Source organism: Mesorhizobium sp. M2A.F.Ca.ET.042.01.1.1 (assembly GCF_003997405.1).
Lineage (GTDB): Bacteria > Pseudomonadota > Alphaproteobacteria > Rhizobiales > Rhizobiaceae > Mesorhizobium.
Genome location: NZ_RZRX01000170.1, coordinates 1 through 14,241, shown reverse-complemented (window position 1 = coordinate 14,241; position 14,241 = coordinate 1). Strand labels below are relative to the sequence as shown.

The window sequence follows — 14,241 nt, the reverse complement described above, 5'->3', positions numbered from 1 at the left end:
AGACAGCCGTATCGCAGCGCGCAGTGGGTCAATGCCGAGAACCTGAATTCCGGCCAGCGCTTCGCCGCCGATCAGTTCCAGGCAGGTCGCGGTCATCTGCGCGAGATAGAACGAGACGGCGGCGAAGCGCTGGCCGGAATTCAGGTTCTCGGCATTGACCCACTGCGCGCTGCGATACGGAAACGGTCCGGAGCCCTGCTGCGTCGAAGGCAGAAGCAACACCTGGCGCGCCAGCACCGCGGCAACATCGTCATCGATCCACTCCTGCGGTTGGCCGTCGGTGAGCAGCGAGAATTCGCGCCCACCCATGAAGCGCGCCGAGGGCACTGCATCGCCCAGCGCGTTGACGTTGACCAGCGTGTCGCGCGCCGGGTCGAGGTCCGTCGTCTTGCCGCCCACCGCCATCGACACCACCCATGTGCCTGTCGAGGCGACGGAGAAGGGCGGCGCGTCGGACAGCAGATGCGGCAGCAGCGAAGCGTTGGAATCGTGCAGTCCGCAGAAAACCGGGGTCTGTGGGTCGAGCCCCGTCCGTCGCGAAATCGCTGGCAGGATCGGGCCAAGCCGGTCCCTGGCCGGCCGCACCGGCGCCATCAACCGGCGCCAGCCCATCCTGTCGACCAGCGAGGAATAGTCGGAAGTCCAAGGATTCCACAGATCGGTGTGGCAGCCGAGCGAAGTCACCTCATTGGCGGCGACGCCGGTCAGCCGCAGAGCCCAGTATTGCGGATACATCAGCATTGCGGCGGCTCGTGCGAATTCCGCCGGGAAGCGCTTCTGCTGCCAGAAGAACTGCGCGCCGAGATTGAGGCCGATGGGCAATCGCGGCGTGCCGGTTTCAGCGAAAGGCGGACGAACAGCATCGTAGTCGGCCGCAAGCTGGTCCGGACCGTCGAATTCGTAATCGAGAACCGGCAGCACCAGTTCGCCGGCGGCGCCGACCAGCGCGCCGGTCGCGCCGTGCGTGGTGATCGAGATCGCATCGATGCGCCGTCCGCGGTTGAGATCGGCGAGGCTGTTCAGGATGAACGTCCACAGCGCCTCGACATCGTGATGCGGGTAGGGCGCCTGCCGCACCGGCGCGTTGGCGACACGGCGCAGCGCGATCTCGCTAAGTGTCGCGAGATCGACCAGCGCCACCTTGGCGTTGGTCTTGCCGATATCGATGACGGCGACGATCATGCCATATGGAACATTGTTTCCAGCGGCACCGCCACCGGCTCGTTATCGGCCTTGGTCTCCATTACGTCGGCCATATGCGCCCACCAGCGCCGCATCACCGAGTGCTTCGGCAGCTCGGCCATGGCGTGGTCATCACGCCGCCACAGCACGCCGAAGAGGGTGTTGGTCTCCTCGTCGAGATGGATCGAATAGTCGGAGACGCCAGCCTCTCTCAGCAGTGCAAACAGCTCAGGCCAGATCTCGTCGTGGCGGCGCTTGTACTCGGCCTTCATGCCCGGATTGAGCTTCATCTTGAAAGCGTATTTTTCCATCAGGCGAAGCGCCCTTCACGCAGCCGCCGCCAGACGATCGGCAATGCAATGACGATGATCAGCAGCAGGCCGATGAAGATCGACATGACGATGCCCGGCACGTTGAGCAAACCAAGCCCAAACGTCACCAGCCCCATGATGAAGGCGGCGAGCACGACGCCTAAAATGCTGCCGGCGCCGCCGAGGATCGACACACCCCCAAGCACCACCATGGTGATCGCTTCGAGCTCATAACCCTGCGCGATCGACGGTCGTGTCGATCCGAGCCGCGAGGTGATCAGCACCGAGGCGATGCCCGACATCAGGCCGGTCAGGCAGAACAGGATGAATTTTATACGGTCGACCCGCACCCCGGAGAACTGGCAGGCGACCGGATTGTTGCCGATGGCAAAGACCCGCCGGCCGAAGCTCGTGCGGTGCAGCACAAACCAATAGATCAGCGCCGCGACGAGGAACAGCGCCAGCTCGAACGAGAAAACCCACCAGACATAACCCTGGCCGAAGAAGGCGAAGCTTTCCGGATAGCCCTTATAGGCCTGGTCGCCGAGGATGATGAAGGCGATGCCGCGAAACAGGCTCATCGTGCCGATGGTGACGACGATGGACGGCAGGCCGAGCCGGGTGACGAGCAGCCCATTGAAGGCGCCGCAGGTGAGGCCGACGGCAATGCCGATCGCGACCAGCACCGGCGTGCCGGCGCCGGCCTGCACCGCCATGCCCATCATGGTCGAGGCGAGCGCCACGATCGCCGCGACCGAGAGGTCGATCTCGCCGGAGATGATCAGCAGCGCCATCGCAAGCGCGATCAGGCCCTTCTCGGTGAAGTTGAAGGTCAGGTCAGACAGCGACCACGGATCGAGGAAATAGGGCGAAGCGAAGCTGTTGACCGCGAAGATGACGACCGCGATGACGACGAGCAGTGCCTCCCAGGAGAAGATCGCCGAGGAGAGCGGCTTGTCGAGCCGGTCTGGGATATGGCGCGGGGCTGGGGTGTCGGTCATGCCGCTTCCGCCTTTCTCAGGATAATGCGGCCCTGCCGGCGCTCGCCGCGCGCGTTGAGCACCACCGCCAGTATGATGGCGCTGCCCGAGATCGCCATCTGCCAGAAGGGCGAGATGTTGATGACCGGCAGCGCGTTGGAGATGATGCCGAGGAACAGCGCGCCCAGCACTGCGCCGCCGACCGAGCCGATGCCGCCGGCGATCGAGATGCCGCCGATGACGCAGGCGGCGATGATGTTGAGCTCATAGCCGTTGGCGACCTCGACGGAGGCGATCACGTAGCGCGAGATCCACAGATAGCCGGCGAGCCCGCCGATCATGCCGGAAATGCAAAAGACGATGAATTTGGTGCGGCCGACATCGATGCCGGCATAGATCGAGGCGGTCGGATTGACACCGATGGCATAGATCGAGCGGCCGATGGCGGTCCGCGTCATCACCAGGAAGAACAGCGCGATGACGATGACGGCGATCCAGGAGAGCACCGGCAGGCCGAGGAAGGCGGCGCGCTGGAAATTGATGAAGTCGGGGCTCATCTGGTCGGCATTGACCCAGGCGCCGCCGGAGACGACGAAGGTGGCGCCGCGATAGACGGTGAGGGTGCCCAGCGTCACCACGATCGAGGGAATGTTCAGCCGCCACACCAGGAACCCGTTGATCGCGCCAAGCACCAGCCCGACGGCGAGCGCGATGACGATCAGCGCCGGGATCGGGATCGCCGGATGCGCGGCGTTGAGCATCGCCACCACCATGCCGGTGAAACAGAGGTTGGACGCCATCGACAGGTCGATCGAACGCGTCAGGATCACCACCATCTGTCCCAGCGCCAGGATGATCAGGATCGAGGTGTCGTTGAACACCTGGCGCAGATTGGCGGGATCGGCGAAGCCGGGGAAGCGCGTCGAGATCAGCCCGATCAGCACGACGATGCCGGCAAGCAGCCAGATCTCGCGGTATTTGAGGAAGCTCTTCATACCGCGATCCCCGCTGCGGTTCGAACCAGCATCTCGGCGTCGAGGCCCTTATTGTCATAGGTCGCCGCGATGCGGCCTTCGCGCATGACGACGACGCGGTCGGACATGCCGAGGATCTCGGGCAGTTCCGACGACACCATGATCACCGACAGACCCTGCGCGACCAGTTCGGCCATGAAGCCATGCACGGCGGCCTTGGAGCCGATGTCGATGCCCTTGGTCGGCTCGTCGAGGATGATGACCTTGGGCGCCGTCGCCAGCCATTTGGCGATCACCACCTTCTGCTGGTTGCCGCCGGAAAGCGTGCCGACATCCTGGCTGAGCGACGAGGCGCGCAGATCGAGCCGCCCGGTGTAGGAACGGGCGAGCGAGAACTCTTCCGCGAGCCTCAGCACGCCGGATTTCGAGGTGCGCGCGAGCGAGGGCAGCGACACGTTCTGGAAGATCGGCAGGCCGATCACCACGCCCTGCTTGCCGCGTTCCTCCGGCACATAGACGATGCCGGCCTCGATCGAATCCGCCGCCGATTTCGGCGCGATCGATGTACCGTCCAACGAGATGGTGCCTCGGCTGGTGCGGGTGATGCCGGCGATCGCCTGCATGACCTCGCTGCGGCCCGCGCCGACCAGCCCGTAGAAGCCGAGTATCTCGCCCTTGCGCAATTCGAAGCCGATGTCGTCGAATTCGGTCGGGTGCGACAGGCCGGAGACGGAGAGTACCGGCGCGCCGATCTTCGGCTCGCGCTGCGGGAAGATATGGTCGACGTTGCGGCCGACCATCATACGCACGATCTCGTTCTGGCCGGTGTCCTTGAGCAGCCCTTCGCCCACCATCTCGCCGTCGCGGAAGACGGTGTAGCGGTCGGCGATGCGGTAGATCTCGTCGAACTTATGGCTGATGAAGAGCACCGCCTTGCCTTCGCTCTTCAGGAATTCGATCAAGAGGAAAAGCTCCTCGATCTCCTTCATCGAGAGCGCCGCGGTCGGCTCGTCCATGATGACGATGCGGGCGTCGATCGACATCGCGCGCGCCACGGCAACCAGATGCTTGTTGGCGATGCCGAGGTCCTTCAGTCGAGCGTCGGCGTCGATATGGCCGGCGCGCATCGTCTCCAGCACCTCGCGCGCATTGCTGCGCATGGTGCGCCAGTCGATGGTGCCGAAGCGGGTGCGCGGCGCGTGGCCGAGGAAGATGTTCTCGGCAACCGAAAGGTCGTCGAACAGCACGGTTTCCTGGTGGATGGCGGTGATGCCGTGGCCGAAGGCGGCATGTGCGCTGGGCAGCGTCGTCACCTGGCCGTCGATGCCGATCTCGCCTGCATCCGGCTGGTAGATGCCGGTCATGATCTTGACCAGCGTCGACTTGCCGGCGCCGTTCTCGCCGATCAGCGCCGTCACCTGCCCGGGGTAGAGCGACAGGCTGACATTGTGCAGGGCGCGGACGCCCGGGAAACTTTTCGAGATGCCCGTGAGCGTCAGGCGGGGAGCTGGGGCCGGGGGGCGCTCCTTTATCGTGCCGTGATGGGCCGTCGTATCCATAGTCGTATCAAGCCCAGTGAATCGCTTGCGTGTCGCCTCCCCCTCACCCGACCTCCGCTCCGCTCGGTCGACCTCTCCCCGAGGGGAGAGGAGGTTTGCGAGCTTGGCTCCAGGCTCTTCTCCCCGGCGGGGAGAACGTGGCCGCGAAGCGGCCGGACGAGGGGGCAGCGCCGTCAGTCCAGGATCAATAGATCTTCGAGAACTTCTCGATGTTGGTCTTGTCGAACTGGAAGGGCGGAGCCATCGCGGCCGAGTTGGTGTCGTCGAGCGTTACCTTGCCGACGCGGCCGATCGACAGCGTGGCGCCGGGCTTGGCCTCTTCCTTCTTCACCGCCAGGTCATGCGCGAGGTAGATCGCCGAGTAGCCAAGGTCGATCGGGTTCCAGAGAGCAACAGCCTGAGAAGCGCCGTTGTCGATGAACTTCTTGAACTCCGACGGCAGGGCAAGACCGGTGACATTCACCTTGCCGATCAGGTTCTCGTCGGTGACGACCTGCGCGGCGGCAACGACGCCGACGGTGGTCGGCGCGATGATCGCCTTGAGGTTCGGATAGGACTTCAAGAGACCCTTGGCTTCGTCGGTGCTCTTGGCCGAGTCGTCATCACCATAGACGGTGGCGACCAGCTTGATCTTCGGGAACTTCTCCGGCAGCACCTTCTTGGCGGCTTCGATCCAGGCGTTCTGGTTGGTCGCGGTCGAGGAGGCCGACAGGATGGCGACATCGCCGCCTTCCGGCAGGTAATCGGCGGCGAGCTTGATAATGGTCTCGCCGATCAGGCCGGTGTCGGACGGGTTGAGGTGGAGCTGGCGGCCTTCCTTGGCGACGCCGGAATCCCACGAGATCACAGTGATGCCGCGATCCATCGCCTTCTTCAGCACCGGCACCAGCGCGTCGGCGTCATTGGCCGAAACGGCGATGGCATTGACCTTCTGCGCAATCAGCGAGTTGATCACTTCGATCTGGGCCTCGGCGGTGGCCTTGGTCGGGCCGGTGTAGATGACGTCGACATCGCCCAGTTCCTTGGCCGCTTCCTCGGCGCCCTTGTTGGCGGCGTCGAAGAAGCCGTTGCCGAGCGACTTCACCACCAGCGCGATCTTGACGTTCTCGGCATAGGCGGCATTCACGAACATGGCGGCGGAAAAGGCCGCCGTGACCAGCAGTTTCTTCAAAAAGCTCATCGAATATCCTCCCTTGAGCGTTGCATTCCATCGCCGCTGCGGGCGTGAGTTTCCCTCAGGCCTGCAGTGAAGATTCTTCCCTGTCGCTTGACTGTCTGCGGGCAACGATCAGCGTCACGCCCGCCGTTTCCAGCATCTTGGCCTCCCGGTCCTCGATGCCGTCGTCGGTGATCACGGTCGCGATGCGCGACAGCCCGCACAGGATCAGGCTGGAGCGCATGCGGAATTTCGAGGAATCGACGAGCACCACCAGCTCGTCGGCCTGATCGATCAGCTTCTGCTCGGCCTGGATCAGCAGCGGATCGCCCTCCATCAGCCCGAGCGGCCCCAGGCCTTGCGCCCCCATGAACATGCGCCGCGCATAGAAGTTGCGCGTCACGTCATTGTCGAAGGGCGACAGGATGATGTTCTGCTCGCGGTAGATCGTGCCGCCCGACAGCATCACCGTGTTTTTGGAATGTTTGAGCAGATGTTCTGCGATCGGGAACGAGTTGGTGAAGATCGGCATGCGGCGGCCGGTCAGGAAATGCACCATCTGGAATGTGGTGGTGCCGCCATTGACGATGATCGGCTCGCCATCGGCGCACAGGTTCACGGCTTCCCGCGCGATCGCCCGTTTCTGCGCGGCGTTCAGCGTCTCGTTGACCGAGAAGGGCCGGCCGGCAAGGCCGATGAACTGCGGCGGCGAGATCGCCTCGGCGCCGCCGCGCACCCGGCGCAGGCGCTTTTGCACATGCAGCGCCGCGATGTCGCGCCGGATCGTCGCTTCGGAGGAGTCCGTCCGCTCGACCATCTCCTGCACCGTCACCACAGGCTTTTCCTGGACGGCGGACAGAATGATCCTGTGGCGTTCTTTTTCGTGCATGGTTCCTCCCTGCCCGAGCATCAGGCCTTAGAAAACGCGCAGTGTCAATCATTTCCGATCATATATTTTCATTGTGCAGTGCAATATGATCGATATTGATCGTTTATGATTGACAAGCGGGGCGCTTGCGTAGACATTCCCGAGCAAGAAATGAGGAGCGCGACATGCGCTCCAAGGGAGGATACCTATGCTCGACAAGCGCTCCGGCTCGCGCCTCGCCAATCTGTGGGACGATGCAAAAGCCGAAGGGATGAGCGGTCCCGAGCTCCTGGTCTATCGCTCGAACACACTGGGGTCCGACAAGCGCGTCACCAATTACGGCGGCGGCAACACCTCGTCCAAGGTCTGGCAGAAGGACCCGCTGACCGGCGAGGACGTCGAGGTCCTGTGGGTCAAGGGCTCCGGCGGCGACAGCGCCTCGATCAAGCTGGACGGGTTCGCCACCCTCTACATGGACAAGCTGCGCGCCATCAAGGGGCTCTATCGCGGCGTCGAGCACGAGGATGAGATGGTGGGCTATCTGCCTCACTGCACCTTCAACCTCAATCCGCGCGCGGCCTCGATCGACACACCGCTGCACGCTTACGTGCCGAAGGCTTGCGTCGACCACATGCATCCCGACGCCATCATCGCGGTCGCGGCGGCCAAGGATTCCAAGGCGATCACCAAGGAGATCTTCGGCGACGCCATCGGCTGGCTGCCATGGAAGCGGCCGGGCTTCGAGCTCGGCCTGTGGCTGGAGAAATTCTGCCTCGACAACCCCAATGCCAAGGGCGTCGTGCTTGAAAGCCACGGCCTGTTCACCTGGGGTGACACGCCCAAGGAATGCTACGAGACCACGATCTCGGTGATCAACCAGGCAATCGAGTGGTTCGAGCGCCGGTCGGAAGGCGTGGCTATCTTTGGCGGCGAGGCAGTCCAGTCGCTCGATGCTCCGGCACGCCGCGCCATCGCGGCCAAGCTGATGCCGCGCATCCGCGGCCTGATTTCCGAAAAGAGCCACAAGCTCGGCCATTTCGACGACCAGCCGGCCGTGCTCGAATTCGTCAACTCGAAGGATTTGCGGCCGCTGGCGGCGCTTGGCACCTCATGCCCGGATCATTTCCTGCGCACCAAGATCCGGCCGCTGGTCATCGAGTTCGATCCGGCGAAGCCCGATATCGACGCCGTCATCGCGCGGCTGGCCGACGACATCGCCGAATACCGCGTCGGCTACCAGGCTTACTACGACGCCTGCAAGCATGCGGACTCGCCCGCCATCCGCGACCCCAATGCCGTCGTCTATCTGATGCCCGGCGTCGGCATGTTCACCTTCGCCGGCGACAAGGCGACGGCGCGCATCTCCGGTGAATTCTACGTCAACGCCATCAACGTCATGCGCGGCGCTTCGACGGTCTCGTCCTACGTCGGCCTGCCCGCCCAGGAAGCCTTCGACATCGAATATTGGCAGCTCGAGGAAGCAAAGTTGCAGCGTCTGCCGAAGCCCAAAGCGCTGGCCGGGCAAATCGCCTTGGTCACCGGCGGCGCCGGCGGCATCGGCCGCGCCACCGCCAACCGGCTGCTGCGCGAAGGCGCCTGCGTCGTGCTGGCCGACATAGACGAGGCCGCTTTGGCCAGTGCCAATGACGAGCTCTCGAAAGCCTTTGGAAAGGACTTTGTCCGTCCGGTGCGGATCGACGTCACCTCCGAGGAGCAAGTGCTTTCGGGCTTCGCCGAAACGGCAGTCGAATTCGGCGGCATCGACATCCTGGTTTCCAATGCCGGGCTGGCCTCCTCGGCGCCGATCGAGGAGACGACACTCGCCTTGTGGAACAAGAATATGGACATCCTGTCCACCGGCTATTTCCTCGTTTCGCGCGAGGCTTTCCGCCTGTTCCGCGCCCAGAAGATCGGCGGCAACGTCGTCTTCGTCGCCTCCAAGAACGGGCTTGCCGCCTCGCCCAACGCGTCCGCCTATTGCACCGCCAAGGCCGCCGAGATCCATCTTGCCCGCTGCCTCGCGCTGGAGGGCGCGGAAGCGCAGATCAGGGTTAACGTCGTCAATCCTGACGCCGTGCTGCGCGGTTCGAAAATCTGGACCGGCGAATGGAAGGAACAGCGCGCCGCCGCCTACAAGATGTCGACCGACGACCTCGAGGAGCATTACCGCTCGCGTTCGATGCTGAAGCGCTCGGTCTTCCCGGAAGACATTGCCGAGGCGATCTATTTCTTCGCCTCCGACATGTCGGCCAAATCGACCGGCAACATCGTCAATGTCGACGCCGGCAACGCGCAAAGCTTTACGCGATAAGCTTCCTTCTCCCCGTTCACGGGGAGTTGAGGAGTGGTTCGCGTAGCGAACGAAAAGCCAATTGCTTGGCTTTTCGAACGACGAAAGCCGGCAGGCGGATGAGGGGCGGCAGCGCCGGCCGGACGCATTTTTGGGAGGAACAACTTTGTCCGAAACAATCATCTCAGCCGACCTCGTCGCCAGCCACAACGCCGCCCGCCAACCCGACCTCGAGCGCGACTACGCTTCCCTCCGCGAACGCCTTGATCGCCGCGGCATCGCCATCGACGCCATCCGCGACAAGGTCGAAAAATTCGGCGTGGCGATCCCGTCCTGGGGCGTCGGCACCGGCGGCACGCGCTTCGCCCGCTTCCCCGGTCCCGGCGAGCCGCGCGACATCTTCGACAAGATCGAGGACTGCGCCGTCATTGCCCAGCTGACGCAGGCAACGCCGACCGTCTCGCTGCACATCCCCTGGGACAAGGCGGATCCGAACCGGCTGAAGCAGGCGGCCTCGCGCTTCGGCCTCGGCTTCGACGCCATGAACTCCAACACTTTCTCCGACGCCAAGGATCAGAAGCTATCCTACAAGTTCGGCTCGCTCTCGCATGCCGACGCCGGCACCCGCCGGCAGGCGGTCGAGCACAATCTTGAATGCATCGAGATCGGCAAGACGCTGGGCTCCAAGGCGCTGACGGTGTGGATCGGCGATGGCTCGAACTTCCCCGGCCAGGTCAATTTCGCAAAGGCCTTCGAGCGCTACCTGGACGCGATGCGGGAGATCTATGCCGGCCTGCCGGACGACTGGCGGCTGTTCACCGAGTACAAGATGTATGAGCCGGCCTTCTATTCGACGGTCGTGCAGGACTGGGGCACAAACTACATCATCGCGAAAGAACTCGGCGACAAGGCCTTCTGCCTTGTCGACCTCGGCCACCACGCGCCCAATGTCAACATCGAGATGATCGTGTCGCGGCTGATCCAGTTCGGCAAGCTCGGCGGTTTCCACTTCAACGATTCCAAATATGGCGACGACGACCTCGACGCCGGTTCCATCGATCCCTACCGGTTGTTCCTGGTCTTCAACGAACTGGTCGATGCGGAGCTCTCCGGCGCCAAGGGTTTCAACCCCGCGCATATGCTCGACCAGAGCCACAACGTCACCGATCCGATCGAGAGCCTGATGCTGTCGGCGGTCGAGGTGCAGCGCGCCTACGCGCAGGCGCTGCTGGTCGACCGCAAGGCGTTGGAAGGCTTCCAGGAGGCCAACGACGCGCTGATGGCGACGCAGACGCTTAAAAGCGCCTACCGCACCGATGTCGAGCCGATCCTTGCCATGGCGCGCCTGCGGACCGGCGGCGCCATCGATCCGGTCGCCGCCTATCGCGAGGCGGGTTACCGGGCGAAGGTCGCGGCGGAACGGCCGGCTGTCGCGAGCGGAGGCGGGGGGATCGTCTGACAGGCAGCGCCACTCCCCTCATCCGGCCGCTTCGCGGCCACCTTCTCCCGAGGGGAGAAGAGATCAGCGCCGGCGCACGCTCCTCTCCCCTTGGGGAGAGGTCGGATTGCCCGAATTGCCCTTGCAATTCGACTTGGCAATCCGGGTGAGGGGCCCTCTCACACTGCTCCGATTTTTATTGGACTAATTCGCCCTCACAGTCTTTCCTAGGCGTCCCCAACGCCAGGAGCACCGCCATGCCCTTGACCCGCCGGTCGCTGATCGCCGTCAGCCTTTCGCTTGCCTTTGCCTTCATTCCGGCCGTTGCCGCCTTCGCCGCGTCGCCCGCTCCTGCCAAGGGTGAGCACGGCATGGTGGTCACGGAACAGCATCTGGCGACCGAGGCTGGCGTTGACGTGCTGAAGAAGGGCGGCAACGCCGTCGATGCCGCTGTCGCGGTCGGCTACGCGCTGGCCGTCGTCTTTCCCGCAGCCGGCAATATCGGCGGCGGAGGGTTCATGACCATCCGGCTGAAGGGCGGCCGCACCACCTTCCTCGATTTCCGCGAGCGCGCGCCGCTCGCCGCCACCAGGACCATGTATCTCGACGAGGACGGCAAGCCGATCAAGGGCGCCAGCCTCGACGGCTATCTTGCCGTCGGCGTGCCGGGCTCGGTGGCCGGCTTCGAGATGGCGCGCGAGAAATATGGCACGCTTTCAAGGCAGGATCTGATGGCGCCGGCGATTGCCTACGCCAGGGCTGGTTTTGTCCTCAACCAAGGCGACGCGGCTTGGCTCGCCGACAGCGCCGACCGGCTGGCGAAGGACCCGGCGGCGGCCGCGATCTTCCTGAAAAAAGACGGCAAGCCTTATGGCATCGGCGAGAAGCTCGTTCAGCCGGACCTCGCCGCCTCGCTGTCGGCGATCTCGCAAAAGGGGGCGGACGCCTTCTACAAGGGCGCCATTGCGGACGCCATCGTCAAGGCCAGCGGCGCCAAGGGCGGCATCCTCGCCAAGGCCGATTTCGAGCAATATGCAGTGCGCGAATTGAAGCCGGTGACCTGTTCCTACCGCGGCTTCGAGATCATCTCCTCGCCACCGCCAAGCTCGGGCGGCGTCATCATCTGCGAGATACTCAATGTGCTGGAAGGTTATCCGCTGTCCTATCTCGGCTCGGCTTCCGCCGAGACGGTCCATGTCATGGTCGAGGCAATGCGCCATGCCTATGTCGACCGCAACTCAGCGCTCGGCGATCCGGATTTCGTCGACAATCCGGTCTCCAAACTGCTCGACAAAAACTACGCCAGGGGCATCCGAGACAAGATCGATCCCTTCCGCGCCGGCGTCTCGAAGGACTTGATGCCGAAGGGTCTTGGCGAGTCGAAGGAGACGACCCACTATTCGATCATTGACAAGGACGGCAACGCGGTCGCGGTCACCTACACACTGAACGGCTCCTTCGGCGCCGGCGTCGTCGCCGAAGGCACCGGCATCCTGCTCAACAACGAGATGGACGACTTCACCCAGAAGCCCGGCGTGCCCAACCTCTACGGGCTGGTCCAGGGCGAGGCCAACGCCATTCAGCCGAAGAAGACGCCTTTATCCTCGATGAGCCCGACGATCGTGACGAAGGACGGCAAGCCGTTCATGGTCATCGGCAGCCCGGGCGGCTCGCGCATCATCACCATCACGCTGGAGGCGATCGCCAACGTCATCGACCACGGCATGGACATCCAGCAGGCGATCGACGCGCCGCGCATCCACCATCAATGGCTGCCGGACAAGGTCTATGTCGAGCCTTTTGGGCTTTCGCCGGACACGGAGAAGCTGCTTGCCGGCATGGGCTATCATCTCGCCCTCAGCGACGAGACCTGGGGCCGGGCAGCCGGCATCCTTGTCGGTGGCAAAAGCCTGGCGGAGATCGAGAAGGGCGGCGGCGCCCGCTACAACGGCGCCATGGACAGTCGCGCGGCCGCCGGCGAGGCGCTGGGATACTAACTGATCAGGTCACCAGCGTGATGGTCGAGGCGATCAGCATGACGGCGGCAATGGCCACAAACAGCGCGTAGATGCGCGGCCGGTCGAGCAGCAGCGCATTGCCGGAAATCCAGGCCGCCGTGGCGCCGCCGAGCGCGAACAGGAAGCCGTTGCGGTGGCCGAAGGACATGGAGGCGGCCATCAGGCCGCCGATGATCAGCGCACCGAACACGATGATGACGGCGACCGCGTATTTCTCGAAATCATTGCCGCCGCCCATCACCGGCCCCATCGCGTTGAGATTGGGCAGGTCGTCCGGATCGAAAGGGTTGGCCGAGCCGTATTCGTCTTGACCGAGGGATTCGCGCATCATTCGTTCTCCGCTGGGCGGCAACAAACCATCAACGCCTGCCAAGCGCAACCCGGCAACGCCATCGCGGCGATGCGTTCACTGGCCGGCTGGTGCCAACGTGCCACGGTTTGCCGGACAAGCTCAACGACCGGAGATTGGGTCGGGTTCCACAAGCTTGATCTATCTGGAAAAATCGCTGCGCACGATACCGTGCCGCTGCAACTTGTCGTAGAAGGTCTTGCGCGGAATGCCGAGCGCCTCGATGGTGCGGCGGACGTCGCCTTCATTGCGACCAAGTGTCTCGCGGATGATGTCGGCCTCGTAGCGATCGAGCCGCTCGGGCAACGGCGTCGCGGCGTCGCTCTCCATTGCCGCCGGGGAAGGCGTTTCGGCAACGTCCTCAAGCCCCAGCACGAAGCGTTCGGCGAAATGGGCGAGCTCGCGCACATTGCCCGGCCAGTCATGCTCCCGCAGGTGGCGTTGGATCGCAGTGGACGTCGCCGGCACGGCGCGCCGGAAGCGTGCGGCGGCGCGCTCGGCGAAGTAACCGAACAGCAGCGGCACGTCGTCCCGCCGTTCGCGCAGCGGCGGAATGGAGAGCGTCACCACATTGAGCCGGTAATAGAGGTCCTCGCGGAAAGCGCCGCGCTGGCTGGCATCGCCGAGATCGACCTTCGCGGCGGCGACGACGCGCAGGTCGACCGGCCTGACTTCGTTGGTGCCGAGCGGCGTCACCTCGCGCATTTCGAGCACGCGGAGCATCTGCACCTGCGTCGAGGCCGGCATGCTTTCGATCTCATCGAGGAACAGCGTGCCGCCGCTCGAATGCTCGATACGGCCGACGCGCTTCTTCTGCGCGCCGGTGAAGGCGCCGGCCTCGTGTCCGAACAGCTCGCTTTCGATGACCGTCTCCGGCAGCGTGCCGCAATTGAGCGCGACGAAATTGCCCTTGGCGCGGCGGCTCCAGCGATGCAGCAGGTTCGCCACCACCTCCTTGCCGGAGCCGGTCTCGCCGGTCACCAGCACGTCGACATCGGTGTCGGCGATCTGCCTCAGCGTACGGCGCAGCCGCTCCATCGCCGGTGTCTGGCCGATCAGCGGCAAGCCTTCCTGCGCCTGCTCGGCCGCTTCGCGCAAGGCTCGGTTCTCCATCAC

12 protein-coding genes are annotated in these 14,241 nt (G+C 64.1%); 3 read left to right on the top strand and 9 right to left on the bottom strand.

The genetic code is table 11. The features are described from left to right. The 7 genes from EOA23_RS23050 to EOA23_RS23020 form a co-directional block, all read right to left on the bottom strand. Positions 1-1,182: FGGY-family carbohydrate kinase (locus EOA23_RS23050; protein ID WP_127305846.1), on the bottom strand; the 1,182-nt coding region annotated here is incomplete at its 3' end. Continuing rightward, the gene (gene rhaM / locus EOA23_RS23045; protein WP_189341676.1) at positions 1,179-1,493 is read right to left on the bottom strand and encodes an L-rhamnose mutarotase; all 315 of its coding nucleotides are present in this window, start codon (positions 1,491-1,493) and stop codon (positions 1,179-1,181) included. The genes rhaM and EOA23_RS23050, both read right to left, overlap by 4 nt. Then, a complete protein-coding gene (locus EOA23_RS23040) occupies positions 1,493-2,494 on the bottom strand; it encodes an ABC transporter permease (protein ID WP_127305844.1) in 1,002 nt (333 codons plus the stop codon). Before EOA23_RS23040 ends, rhaM begins: the two co-directional genes overlap by 1 nt. After that, positions 2,491-3,468, bottom strand: coding sequence for an ABC transporter permease (locus EOA23_RS23035; protein ID WP_127305843.1), 978 nt, complete (start codon positions 3,466-3,468; stop codon positions 2,491-2,493). The genes EOA23_RS23040 and EOA23_RS23035 overlap by 4 nt, the downstream gene beginning before the upstream one ends. Next, positions 3,465-5,006 carry a sugar ABC transporter ATP-binding protein gene (locus EOA23_RS23030; RefSeq protein ID WP_127305842.1) on the bottom strand — a complete coding sequence of 514 codons (1,542 nt, stop codon included), beginning with the start codon at positions 5,004-5,006 and terminating at the stop codon, positions 3,465-3,467. Before EOA23_RS23030 ends, EOA23_RS23035 begins: the two co-directional genes overlap by 4 nt. Positions 5,007-5,190: 184 nt before the next feature. Then, positions 5,191-6,186, bottom strand: a complete 996-nt coding sequence (gene rhaS / locus EOA23_RS23025) for a rhamnose ABC transporter substrate-binding protein (protein WP_042637283.1) — start codon at positions 6,184-6,186, stop codon at positions 5,191-5,193. Positions 6,187-6,241: 55 nt separating this feature from the next. Then, positions 6,242-7,051: a DeoR/GlpR family DNA-binding transcription regulator gene (locus EOA23_RS23020; protein ID WP_127305841.1), complete on the bottom strand. Its 810-nt coding sequence runs from the start codon at positions 7,049-7,051 to the stop codon at positions 6,242-6,244. Positions 7,052-7,238: 187 nt separating this feature from the next. Between EOA23_RS23020 and EOA23_RS23015 the strand changes: the two genes are divergently transcribed. The 3 genes from EOA23_RS23015 to ggt all read left to right on the top strand — a co-directional run bounded on the left by EOA23_RS23015 (position 7,239) and on the right by ggt (position 12,755). After that, on the top strand, positions 7,239-9,341 hold the full coding sequence (locus tag EOA23_RS23015) for a bifunctional rhamnulose-1-phosphate aldolase/short-chain dehydrogenase (protein WP_127305840.1): 2,103 nt from the start codon (positions 7,239-7,241) through the stop codon (positions 9,339-9,341). Positions 9,342-9,486: 145 nt separating this feature from the next. Further along, complete coding sequence (rhaI, locus tag EOA23_RS23010) at positions 9,487-10,779, top strand: L-rhamnose catabolism isomerase (RefSeq protein WP_127305839.1); 1,293 nt, start codon at positions 9,487-9,489, stop codon at positions 10,777-10,779. Positions 10,780-11,015: 236 nt separating this feature from the next. Then, a complete protein-coding gene (gene ggt, locus EOA23_RS23005; protein ID WP_127305838.1) occupies positions 11,016-12,755 on the top strand; it encodes a gamma-glutamyltransferase in 1,740 nt (579 codons plus the stop codon). Between the two features lie 4 nt (positions 12,756-12,759). Here the strand turns inward: ggt and EOA23_RS23000 are convergent, their stop codons facing one another. Both EOA23_RS23000 and EOA23_RS22995 read right to left on the bottom strand, forming a co-directional pair. Next, positions 12,760-13,107, bottom strand: a complete 348-nt coding sequence (locus EOA23_RS23000) for a hypothetical protein (protein WP_042637278.1) — start codon at positions 13,105-13,107, stop codon at positions 12,760-12,762. Between the two features lie 159 nt (positions 13,108-13,266). Continuing rightward, positions 13,267-14,241, bottom strand: a 975-nt coding sequence (locus EOA23_RS22995) for a sigma-54 dependent transcriptional regulator (RefSeq protein ID WP_145966464.1), incomplete at its 5' end; no start/stop codon positions are given.

Coding starts and splice junctions, on each gene's coding strand:
- rhaM (WP_189341676.1), bottom strand. CDS start 1,493: ATGGAAAAATACGCTTTCAAGATGAAGCTCAATCCGGGCATGAAGGCC.
- EOA23_RS23040 (WP_127305844.1), bottom strand. CDS start 2,494: ATGACCGACACCCCAGCCCCGCGCCATATCCCAGACCGGCTCGACAAG.
- EOA23_RS23035 (WP_127305843.1), bottom strand. CDS start 3,468: ATGAAGAGCTTCCTCAAATACCGCGAGATCTGGCTGCTTGCCGGCATC.
- EOA23_RS23030 (WP_127305842.1), bottom strand. CDS start 5,006: ATGGATACGACGGCCCATCACGGCACGATAAAGGAGCGCCCCCCGGCC.
- rhaS (WP_042637283.1), bottom strand. CDS start 6,186: ATGAGCTTTTTGAAGAAACTGCTGGTCACGGCGGCCTTTTCCGCCGCC.
- EOA23_RS23020 (WP_127305841.1), bottom strand. CDS start 7,051: ATGCACGAAAAAGAACGCCACAGGATCATTCTGTCCGCCGTCCAGGAA.
- EOA23_RS23015 (WP_127305840.1), top strand. CDS start 7,239: ATGCTCGACAAGCGCTCCGGCTCGCGCCTCGCCAATCTGTGGGACGAT.
- ggt (WP_127305838.1), top strand. CDS start 11,016: ATGCCCTTGACCCGCCGGTCGCTGATCGCCGTCAGCCTTTCGCTTGCC.
- EOA23_RS23000 (WP_042637278.1), bottom strand. CDS start 13,107: ATGATGCGCGAATCCCTCGGTCAAGACGAATACGGCTCGGCCAACCCT.